Consider the following 12,576-nt stretch of genomic DNA (forward strand, 5'->3'; position numbering starts at 1 on the left):
CTCGACGAGTCCAACAGCACCGACCAGGCAGCCTGATCCCCCCAATTTGCCCCCAGATCCGCAACCGCCCCACCCAGGGTGTCGCCGAACAGGTCCACCAAGAAGTCCTCGAAGTCGGCGTTCGCCGACGGCGCCCCCGACCACGGCCCCAACCCAAACGCCAGAAACGCACTCACAGCCGACGAAGCACCGAAGAACCGGTTACGACGACGGACACCATTGCGACGGTTACGAGACAAGACGAACCCCTTAGTTCCACAGCATCGGCTTAAGGCCTCTTCGGCAAGGCCTAGGGTACCGATATGTGATCTCTAGTCAACCTTTATGGCGGTGAGAGCTAGGTAACTACCCTGGAGTGGATAACATAAGTCCACTTATCCTCTTCGTGGAGTTGATTCCTATATAGAGGTCTACATGCGTGTTGCAGGGCATATAGCCCACCAATGCAACCAGGCGGCCATGAATGTCGGATTACAAACCGTCTGAGCGGAATAAGACGATAGATATGTGGACGATCTATGCGCCTGAGAGACTGGCCGGTTTTGCTGAGGGCCGCACGTCGAGCCTCCAGCGACCGACGCGGTCGCGTCCTCAACGTTTGCCGCTTCGCGCTCCGAACGCGGCGGCCGAGCGGCACGCACTGACTGACCCGCTGGGCCCCTATAGGAGAAAGCCGCCAGTTGATCGCACCTCTACGACCTGACGCCAGGCACCGCCCGCATCCTGCTGGTCTGGCCCGAGTTAGGTGCCGCTACTGCCGCCGACGACAAAATTGCTCGCTGAGGACGTCGGGGCAACCCGCCCCGAAAGCCGAATGAGACCGCCAGGATGTTGCTGTGGGTCCGATACCAGCTAGGCGCTGACATCCAAGGAGTTGCAGGCACCCCACCGACGCCCCCGCACACCCGGGGTTGTCGCGGGGCGGCGACTACGGCTTGTTCTCGCCGTTCGGAAGGATGATGTTCTGGTTGGTGGTGTGCTCGTTGGATCCGATGGGTACTCAGCCCATCCGCCGGCAGCCGGCGACAAGAGACCATGTTGTTGACACCCGTGCCGTTACCACCATTGCCTGCCTGCACGCTCCCGTCGGTCCAGGAGCTGCCACCGGGGTCATTGGCAAAATTCTGTACCAACAGCTGGATGAACCCACCGTCGCCACCGATCCCGATCCCGTTGCCGCCGGTGACCGACCCTGACCTCCGCGCCTGAACCGCCGGCTGCCATGTGGGTGCCGCCGCCCTTGCCGCCGACCGAATTCAGGCCGCTCGCGGCGCCGCCATCACCACCGGTGACCGCGCCGTGAGCCAGACCGGCGGACCCTGGACCAAGCGATCCGCCGTCGAGTTTTGCGCCCCCGCCGTTGCCGCCCACAGCACCGGCCGCATCCGCAGAACCGCCGTTGCCACCGGCCACCGCCGTCACCCCAACACACCGTGGGGTTCTAGCGAGCAGCTACGGGTTGTTGGGACCGTTGGCGCCGGTGGCCGATTGTCCGTCCTTGTTCTGCGCGTTCACGGCGTAGACGTTGCCTTCGGCACCGCCGCCGCCGGTGTGCGCGGGCAGAGTGCCGTTGCCACCGTTGCCGCCTGTGGCGGTGGCGCCGTTGGCCGACGGATGGTCAGCCGGTGTGCCGCTGTTGTCCAGGCCCGCCGCAATGTTGCCGTCGGCACCGGCGCCGCCATTGCCACTGTTGCCAACGCCGCCGTCACCACCGGTGGCAGTGCCGTCGGTGGCGCTGGCGTTTTCTCCCAGCGCGTTGACCCGGGCGGATCCGGCGTTGCCGCCGATGCCGCCGTTGGATCCGGCACCGCCGTCGCCGCCGTTGGCCGTGCCGCTGGCCTCGGCGTTCGCCCCGCCGGCGGCGATACTGGCCTTACCGCCATTGCCGCCGTGACCACCGCTGCTCGCTGCACCGCCGTCTCCACCGGTCGAGACACCGTGGGCCGTCCCGCCGTCGCCGCCGGCAGTCGGGTTGCCGAAGAAGAAAGTGGTCTTCGAGCTCTGGATGTCGGAGCTTCCACCGTTACCACCGACGCTGCCCAGCCCGACGGCGTTACCGCCGTTACCGCCGGTCGAGATGCCATAGGAGTCGCCGCCGGGACCGTTGGACTCCAACTCGCCCCATGACCCGTTCCCGCCGATGCCCCCGTTGGATCCAGTGCCGCCGTCGCCACCGTAGGCGATGGCCACCCCTCCGCCGCCCACCGAACCGCCGGCGACATCGACCAGCAAGATGCCGCTGCCGCCGTTACCGCCGATCCCGGCGTCGCCGAGCCCGCCGTCACCGCCGAAAGCGTCCCCGGTGATCGTGCTGTCAGCACCGGTCGCGAAAACGGTACCGATGCCGCCGGCCCCACCCGCGCCACCGTTGGTACCGTTACCGCCTAGGCCCCCGTAGGCGTCGGTGTCGGTGACCTCTGCCCCGTCAACGGCGTAGATCTCTGCCGCGCCACCGACACCACCGGTGCCACCGGCGGTCCCGGTACCGGCATCGCCGCCGGTGGCCGTGGAGTCGGTGACCTTGCTGTCCGCGCCGGTCGCGGTGATGCTCGCCGCCCCACCGGCCGCACTGTCACTGCCCTTACCGCCGATCGCGTGACTGCCGGAAATGATGCCGCCGCCGGTCGCGGTCAACGACGCCGCCCCACCAGCACCACCAGCACCCGCGTCACCACCGGTGACCGAACTGTTCTCAATCGTGCTGCCCGCACCCAGGATGACCGTGGCCGCACCACCAGCGAAGTTCGCACTGTTCTGCCCACTGGTGATCGTGGTGTTGATCAGCTCCGACCCCGCCCCACTGACGACCAGGGAGTTGTTGGCTCCGTTGCCGCCATTGACACCGTTGAGGCCTCCGTTAAGACCATCGCCGCCGAGCACATGACCGTCGCCGATCGCACCGCCGGCCGTCGCCGACACCGTCGCCGAACCACCGGCACCACCGTTACCGCCGGCACCGATACCCGAGCCGGCACCACCATCACCACCGGTACCGCCGGTGGCGGAGCTGTTCGCCGACACGGTGCCACCAGTGCTGGTGGAGATGCTCGCCGCACCACCATTGCCACCCTTGCCACCGGCAAAGCTGCCACCGGCACCACCGTCACCGCCATCGCCGCCGGTGACCGTGCCCTTCGAGGTGATACCACCGCTGATGGTGGCCGCCCCGCCACTTCCACCGATACCGCCGTTGACGCCGTTGCCACCGGCACCACCCTTACCGCCGTCACCACCGAGCAGGTTGACTTGTTGGTATGCGGTGCCCGCACCCACCGTGAGGCTCACGCCGGCTCCCGTGCCGCCGCTGCCGCCGACGCCACCGTTGGTGCCGGCGGCACCGCCGGCACCGCCGTCACCACCGGTCAGGTGCACGTCGTTGACGCTGCCGCCACCGCTCACGGTCAGGGCGGCCGCACCGCCGGCGCCGCCGTTGGTGCCCGCTCCCGCGTCACCACCGGTGACGGTGCTGCCCGCGATGGTGCTGCTCAAGCCGTCGACCGTAAGCGTGGCGTTACCGCCGCTATTGCCACCCGCGATCGCGTCGCTGTCGGAGATGACACCACCGTTGGTGGCGGACACCGTGGCGTAGCCGCCCAAGGCGGCGCCGCCGCTGTCGGTGCCGATGGCCTTGCTGTCGGTGATCGTCCCGAGGATCGCCTCGACCTTGCCGATGCCGCCGCCGACGGTGCCGACGGCGTCGCCGCCGACCGCGGTGCCGCCGGAGATGTAGCCGCCGCTGCCCGGGACGTACTGGGTGCCCGCCCACACGTACGCCTGGCCGCCGAGACCGCCCGTGGGGCCCGCGACGTCGCGGTCGGCGCCGTCACCGGCGGTGGCGCTGCTGCCTATGGCGATGCTTCCGGTCCCATATGCCGCGATCCGGCCCTGACCACCCGTTCCGCCATGGCCGCCATTGGTGGCATCACCGCCGTTACCGCCGGTCGCCGTGCCGGAGGCGTTGCTGTTGACACCCCAGGCCTGGATGTTGCCGATGGTGCCGTCACCGCCGACACTGCCCACCCCGGTGCCATCACCGCCGCTACCGCTGGTCGCCGTACCACTGGCATGCGCTCCGGCGGCAAAGGCCGCAATCTGACCGGAACTGCCGTTACCGCCAATGCCACCCAACAGACCGGCACCACCGTCGCCGCCGATGCCACTGCCGGTGGCCACGGCACCGGTTCCACCGGCGACCACACTGCCGATGCCGCCGTCGCCGCCCTTGCCGCCGCCGGTGGCGTCACCACCGTTGCCGCCGTAACCGAAGCCACTCGCCGAACCGTCGTTGCCCCCGATAACCGTGCGGACGAAGCCGCCCTGAATGTTGCCGCTGCCGCCCTTGCCGCCGACGCTGCCGACGCCGTCGGCGTCGCCGCCGTTACCACCCTTGCCGTCGCCGGAGGCGGTGCCCCCGGTGCCACCTTCCACGCCGGCGGTCACGGCGGAGTAACCGCCGGCGCCGCCCTTGCCGCCCGCGGAGGCGTTGCCGCCGGAGCCGCCGGTGGCAGAGGCTGCGCTGACAGTGCCGCCCAGCGCCGCGGTGACGTCGGAGTCCGAACCGGCGCCGCCCTTGCTGTTGGTGCCGTCGGCGTTCCCGCCATCACCTCCGGTGGCGTCTCCGCTGGCCGTGCTTCCGGCGCCGTCGGCGGCGACCCTGCCCGTACCGCCCGCACCGCCGTTGCCGCTGTTGCTGCCAGCCCCGCCGTCGCCGCCGGTGGCGGTGCTGTCGGTCACGTCGCCACCGTTGGTGGCCGTGATGCTCGCGTTGCCGCCCTTGCCGCCGGTGCCACCGTTGGCGTCACCGGTGCCGGCAGTACCGCCGGTGGCCTCCGCGTTGGTGACGCTGCTGCCCGCACCGTCGGCCTTGATCAGGGCCGCACCGCCGGCCGCGCTGTCACTGCCGTTGCCACCCGTGGCCTGGGCACCGGACAGGGCGCCGCCGTTGGTGGCGATCAGGGAGGCGTCGCCGCCAGCCCCACCGGTGCCGGCGTCACCGCCAGTGACCGAGCTGTCGGTGATGGAGCTGCTGGCATCGACGGTGACCGTCGCCGCGCCACCGGCGAAGCCCGCGGAGCTGTTTCCGCCGGTGATCGTCACGTTGGACGCATTGCCGTCGATGATGATCTCGGCGATGCCACCGGTCTTGCCGGCAGCGCCCACGCCGCTCGCTGTGCCGTTTGCGCCGTCGCCACCCTTACCGCCGGTCGCAGTGACTCCGGTGCCGCTGCCGGCGACGTAGGCGCCACCGCCACCGCCACCGCCACCGCCGCCGTAGCCGATGCCGGCACCGACGTAGCCCACACCGCCGACACCGCCGTCGCCGCCGACCGCACCGGCACCGACCGATGCGCCCACGCCACCGGCACCACCGCTGCCGCCCTTGGCCCCTACGCCGCCGTTGCCACCGTTGCCGCCGGTGCCACCGGACTGCGGGACCGATCCGCTCACCAGGCCCGCGGCATCACCGCCGTCACCGCCATTGCCGCCGTTGCTGCTGGCGCCGGAAGCTCCGGCTGCCCCACTGCTGCCCGCGGTACCGCCGGTGCCGCCGCTACCGGCCGCGCCGCCAGTCCCGCCGTTGGCGCCGTTGCCGCCGTTGCCGCCCTTGCCGGCCAACAAGCCGCTGCCGCCGTCGGCACCGTCACCGCCATCGCCGGCCTTTCCGGCGTCGCCACCGTTACCGCCGTTGCCGCCGTCGCCACCGGCACTGCCGAGCAGGCCCGCACCGCCCTTGCCGCCGGCACCACCGTTACCGCCGGCGCCGGCATTGCCACCGCTGCCGCCGTCGGCGCCCGACGTAGTCGCGTCGATGCCGACGCCACCGTCGCTGCCATTACCGCCATTGCCACCCGCGCCACCTGCGCCGCCGCCAACGCCGTCGCCGCCCTTACCACCGGCACCGCCATTGCCGCCAGCGATCCCGTTCTCGCCGGGCGCCGGTGAGGTGGGAGCCACCCCAGCGTCGCCGCCGTCACCACCCGTACCGCCGTTACCGCCAGCCTGGGTGGTACCGGCGCCGCCGGCACCACCGGCACCGCCGTTACCCGCTATACCGCCCGTCGCGTTACCACCGGCACCACCATCGCCACCGTTACCGGCAGCGCTGCTGCTGCCGCCCTGGGCACCGCCGGCGCCACCGGCACCGCCGTTACCGGCCTGGCCGGGGTGGTAGTCGTCCGGCGTGGCCCAGTAGTTGCTGCCGTAGCCACCGTTACCGCCAGCACCACCCTTGCCGCCGTTACCGGCGTTCGCGCTAGCGGTGCCGGCGGCGCCGCTACCGCCCTGACCACCACTGCCGGCCCAACCACCGGTCCCCAGGTTGCCGTCCTGGCCACCATCGGTGCCTTTACCGCCTTGGCCACCCCCACCACCGTTACCACCGGCGCCACCGTTGCCGCCGTCGAGGCCGCTGCCTGCCAGGGCGTTGAAGCCGGTTCCACCGTTGGCGGCCTGGCCACCCTGACCGCCGCGGCCACCGTTGCCGCCGCCGACCCCGTTGATGCCCTGACCCCCGGCACCACCGTTGCCGCCCGCGCCGCCGGCGCCAGCAGCGCCGCCGTCGGGGTTCGACACGGTGCCGTTGGCGCCTGAGCCGCCCTTGCCACCGCGACCGCCTAAGCCGCCGTCGCCGCCGCGGCCATTGTCACCGTCTGCGCCGCCGCCCACACCGGCCCCGCCAGCGCCCGCGTTGCCGCCCGTCGCACCGTCGGAGGCCGCACCACCGTCCATACCGCTGCCGGCGGCTCCGTCGCCCCCGGTGCCGCCTTCGCCGCCTTCGCCACCGTTGCCACCGGCACCACCGGCACCACCACTGGTCTCATCGGCGCCGGCACCACCCTTACCGCCGGTACCACCATTACCGCCAACACCCGCAGCGCCGGCGTCACCGGGAGTCGTGCCCTCGCCGTAACCGCCGTGACCACCGTGACCACCGATACCACCGTCACCGGCGGCGCCACCGGTGCCACCGAAGACGCCGCTGCCGCCAGTACCGCCGTTACCACCGTTACCGGCCGCACCGCCGGCACCACCGTCAGCGCCGAGGTCCGAACCCCAACCGCCACGACCACCGTCACCGCCCAGACCACCCTGGCCACCGGTACCTCCCGTACCGGCGTTCGACGTACCCCCGGCGCCGGCCTGTCCGCCGTTACCACCGTCGCCGGCAGTCCCTCCGGCCAACGTGAAGTCATAGCCGTTGTAGGTGTGGCCGGTGTTGTGGTTGTCGCCGGCCCATCCACCGGTACCACCCTTGCCACCGTCACCACCGGTGCCACCGTCACCGACGGCGCCGGTCGCCGCACCGCCCTTGCCGCCGGCGCCACCTTCACCACCGGCACCGCCCCGGCCGGTGGTGTTGCCACCGTGACCGTTCTGGGCACCACCCTGCCCGCCATTACCGCCGGCACCGCCGGCACCACCGTTGCCACCATTGCCGAAGGCGTTGTCCGCCCCGTCCGAACCGGCACCACCCTTACCACCGGCACCACCATTGCCCGCACCCAACAAGCCGTCGTAGCTGCCGGTACCGGCGTTGCCACCGTTACCACCGCCGGCACCGGCCTGACCAGAGCCGTCGATGTACTGGCCGACACCGTCACCACCGTCACCGCCGTTACCGCCGTCGCCACCCTGGCCGACCGCGCCCCGCACACCGGCCGCAGCGGTGGTGCTGTCGCCGTTGTCGCCACCGGCACCACCGGTACCGCCCTTGCCGACCAGGCCACCGGTTCCGCCGTTGCCGCCCTTACCAGCCTCAATGCTCAACGCGGCATTGCCGTCGCCACCGTCACCACCGCGACCACCGTTGCCGGCGTTGCCGCCCGCACCACCGTCACCACCGTTGCCGCCCAGGCCGTGCTGACCCACACCGCCACCGCCGGCAACACCTGCGGCACCACCGGCACCACCCTTACCGCCGGCGCCACCATCGGTCGCATTACCGCCCTTACCCCCGTTGCCGCCGGCCACGCCGGTGTTGCCGGAGTTGTCCGTACCCGCGGCACCGTCGACGCCACTGCCGCCCTCACCACCGGTGCCGCCCTGCCCACCAGCACCACCGTTGCCGCTGACGCCTGACACCGCACCACCAGCACCACCGACACCACCAGCGCCACCGTTGCCGCCGGCGCCGCCGTTAGTCGTCGCCGACGCGCCCGCGCCTACGCCGCTCTGGCCCGCCGCACCGGTTGCGCCCTTACCGCCGGCACCACCCACGCCACCGTCGGCATGCGCACCACCGGCGCCACCGTTACCGCCCGTGCCACCGTTCTGCGCCACGGTGCTGACACCGACGAACCCGGACCCATCGCCACCGGCGCCACCCTTGCCACCAGCACTGTCAGTACCGTCGACGCCAGCGTTGCCGTTGTTACCGGGTGTGCCCGCACCGGCTCCGGCCAGACCGGCCGTACCAGCGGCACCACCGTTGGCACCGTTACCACCCGTGCCTCCCTTGCCGGCGTCGTCACCACCGCCACCGCCGGCACCGTTGCCGCCGTTGCCGGCGGTGCCGGCGTTGCCACCGTTGCTGGCGTTGCCGCCGTTGCCGTTGACCGCAGATCCATCACCGCCGTTACCACCATTGCCGCCAGCGCCACCGGCACCGGCGTTGCCACCGTTGCCACCGTTGCCACCGCTGCCCGCGGTGGCGTTGCCCCCGTTGCCGCCGTTGCCGCCGGTGCCGGCCTTGCCGGCGTTACCACCGTTGCCGCCGATGACACCAGAACCACCCTTACCGCCGGAACCGGCGTTACCGCCATCGCCCCCGGACGTGCCGTTGGCTCCAGCACCCCCGCCGACACCGTTGTAGCCGTTGGCGCCGTTACCCCCGGCACCGCCGTTGCCGGCCTTACCCGGGTTGTAGTCATCGATCGTGGCGTACTCATTGGTGCCCGCACCGGCGTTACCACCGGCACCACCATCACCGCCACTACCACCGGCCTTGCCACTACCCGCGGTGGCGGTACCACCATTGCCGCCGGCGCCACCGTTGCCGCCCCAGCCACCGGTGCCCAGGTTGCCGTTGCTGCCGCCGTCAGTGCCGGCACCACCCAGACCGGCGTCACCACCGGCGCCACCAGCACCACCGTCACCACCGTCAAGGCCACTGCCGGCCGCCGCGCTGTTACCGGTCGCGCCGCTGCCACCCTGACCACCCTGGCCACCACGGCCACCGTTACCGCCACCGACACCGTCGATGCCTTCACCACCGGCACCACCCTTGCCGCCCGTGCCGCCCTTACCGCCGGCCAAGCCGTTGCCGTCACCATCGACCTGGTTGTTGGCCGCGCCCTGGCCACCGCGGCCACCCAGGCCACCATCGCCACCGACGCCGTTGGCCCCGTCGATGCCGCCGTTGTTGCCGACACCACCAGCACCGGCGTTGCCACCAACACCACCATCAGTGGCCGCACCACCGTTGCCGCCGTAACCCCACTTGCCGACACCACCGGTGCCACCCTCACCACCGGTACCACCATTGCCACCGGAACCACCGTTGGTGGCGTTGGTGCCCACACCCCCGGCGCCCCCGGCGCCACCGTTACCACCGGCACCGGCCTCACCAGCTGACAGCCCGTCCAAACCACCGGCGTAGTTACCCGAACCACCACGGCCACCGGCACCACCGATGCCACCATTGCCGCCGTTGCCGCCATCGGTGGCGATACGACCCGAGCCACCGGCACCACCAGCACCACCATGTCCGGCGTTGCCACCGATGCCACCGACACCATCAGCGCCGCCCTGATCGCCACCGGTACCGCCCCGGCCACCATCGCCACCGTTACCACCGTCACCGGCCGTACCGGCATCACCTTGGACCCCGGCCGCACCGGTGCCGTTGTTCAGAACACCGGCAGCGCCCCCGTTACCGCCGGCGCCACCAGCACCACCTTCACCACCGGCACCACCGTTGATGTTGGCCGTCGGGTACAGCGCCCCCACCGCGTGGTCAGCGCCCTGACCACCCTGACCACCATCACCACCAGCAGCACCATTGCCGCCCTGGCCACCGCTGCCGGCGTTACCGGCCAACGCACCACTGGCACCACCGGCGCCACCATTGCCGCCCGCACCACCAGCCTGCCCGGCCCCGCCGGCACGCCCGGCATCACTGGCCGGAAGACCCTGCGCCGGGTCGTTGACATTGCCGATGTCCTCACCATGCGCACCCGCGACACCATCACCACCATTGCCGCCCTGGCCACCGCTGCCGCGGCTACCACCAGCACCACCGGCACCACCATTGCCGCCACGATCCCCGGCATTAACCCCGTTGTGACCATCACCGCCGTCGCCGCCGTTACCGGCTATCCCGGTGATCTCCGCACCATCAGTACCGGCACCACCATTGGCCGAACCCGTGCCCGCCGTACCGGCCTTACCCGCCGCACCGACCTCACCACCAGCGCCGCCAGCACCACCATCAACATGATCCGCAGTGCCATCCGCACCCCGACCACCATCACCAGCAGTGCCCGCATCACCACCATCACCGGCGTTACCGCCGACACCGGCGAGGCCATCAGGGCCACCACCGGTCGACACACCACCAGCACCGCCGGTGCCGCCATCACCACCGGTACCACCATTGCCACCAGAGCCACCGGCCTGCCCGATGCCACTGCCCCCATTAGCGAACGAACCCGCCGCACCGGTAGCACCATCACCACCGTTACCACCATTACCGGCGTTACCACCCTTGCCGCCGGCACCACCGACGAAGCCGGTGCCACCAACACCACCAGCACCACCAGCACCACCATTGCTGCCGCTCTCCCCGTTACCACCCGGGTCCACAGCCGACAAGCCCTCATAACCAGCACCACCCTGGCCGCCGGCACCACCATCACCACCATTGCCCTGGTTCGCGTGCGTGACACCGTCAGCTTCAAGACCACCCGCACCACCGTTACCACCGGCACCACCGGCGCCACCGTTACCCCCGGCAACCCCAGCCGTGTGCGAGTCCGCACCAGCCGCGCCGTCCTTACCGTGGCCACCGTTGCCGCCGACACCGGCGACACCGTCGTCGGCACGCCCGCCACCGACTTCCACACCACCCAGGCCAGCGTTACCACCGACACCACCATTGCCACCGGAAGTACCGGCCGCCGCAGCGGCATCGGCGGCCGCGTCATAGCCGTCACCACCGGCACCACCGTTGCCGCCCTTACCGGCCGAACCATTGCTGCCCGAGGCCGCGAAGTTGCCGCCACCCGAGGAACCACCCGCGCCACCGGCACCGGCGTTACCACCATTGCCACCGTGACCACCAGCACCACCGGTGCGGTCCTCGGCCGTGCCGGTACCACCGTTGGCGCCGTGAGCACCATCGGTACCCGAACCACCGTTACCACCGACACCACCGACACCGTGCAGACCAGCGACCGTGCCCGCACCACCAGCGCCACCGTCACCACCGACACCACCATTGGTGCCCGACGTCCCGGCCGCAGCGCCCTCAAGCACCGCGTCAAAGCCGGCACCACCCTGACCGCCGGCACCACCATCACCACCATTGCCCTGGTTCGCATACGTGACACCGTCAGCTTCAAGACCACCCGCACCACCGTTACCGCCGGCACCACCCTTACCGCCGTGACCCCCGGCAACCCCAGCCGTGTGCGAGTCCGCACCAGCCGCGCCGTCCTTACCGTGGCCACCGTTGCCGCCGACACCGGCGACACCGTCGTCGGCACGCCCGCCACCGACTTCCACACCACCCAGGCCAGCGTTACCACCGGCACCACCATTGCCACCGGAAGTACCGGCCGCCGCGGCGGCATCGGCGGCCGCGTCATAGCCGTCACCACCGGCACCACCGTTGCCGCCCTTACCGGCCGAACCATTGCTGCCCGAGGCCGCGAAGTTGCCGCCACCCGAGGAACCACCCGCGCCACCAGCACCGGCGTTACCTCCATCGCCACCATTGCCACCATTGCCACCGGTGCGGTCCACGGCGGTACCGGCGGTACCGGCGGCACCATCAGCGCCATCCGTGCCCGAACCACCGTCACCACCGACACCACCGACGCCATGCTGGCCCGCTACGGCACCGCTACCACCGGCACCACCATCGCCACCGCGGCCACCATCGGTACCCGACACACCGGGGCCGGCATTCTCGGCCACCGCGTCAAAGCCGGCACCACCCTTACCGCCGTCGCCACCAGCACCACCAGCACCGTCAGCGGCCCGCACGCCACCAACGTTCAGGCCACCCTGGCCACCGTGACCACCGGCGCCACCAGCACCACCATTGCCACCGGATTGACCCGCAGTGTGCGAATCAACCCCAGCCAGGCCCGCACCACCGGCGCCACCGGCGCCACCGACACCGGCAACACCGTTAGCCCCGATAGCTGCCGCACCGGTGCGGCCCACCCCACCGGCACCACCGGCACCGGCGTTACCACCGGCACCACCAGCGCCACCGGCCTGACCATCCACGTGAACAGCGGTGCCGTCAGCACCATCTGCGCCGGCACCGCCGTTGCCGCCGGATCCACCGGCACCACCGGCACCACCGAGACCCTGCAGGCCCGCCACCGACCCCGAACCCCCGAGACC

At 71.2% G+C, this 12,576-nt stretch carries 1 protein-coding gene and 1 pseudogene; one reads left to right on the forward strand and one right to left on the reverse strand.

Annotated elements, in window-relative coordinates:
• Window positions 1-1,452: 1,452 nt before the first annotated feature.
• Window positions 1,453-12,207 (reverse strand): beta strand repeat-containing protein, encoded by a 10,755-nt coding sequence (locus AWC18_RS22145; RefSeq protein WP_208858299.1) that lies wholly within the window; start codon window positions 12,205-12,207, stop codon window positions 1,453-1,455.
• 30 nt (window positions 12,208-12,237) lie between these two features.
• Between AWC18_RS22145 and AWC18_RS22150 the strand changes: the two are divergent.
• Window positions 12,238-12,576: pseudogene (locus AWC18_RS22150) on the forward strand (hypothetical protein); the annotation flags it as partial.

It is taken from the genome of Mycolicibacter nonchromogenicus, assembly GCF_002101775.1.
GTDB lineage: Bacteria > Actinomycetota > Actinomycetes > Mycobacteriales > Mycobacteriaceae > Mycobacterium > Mycobacterium nonchromogenicum.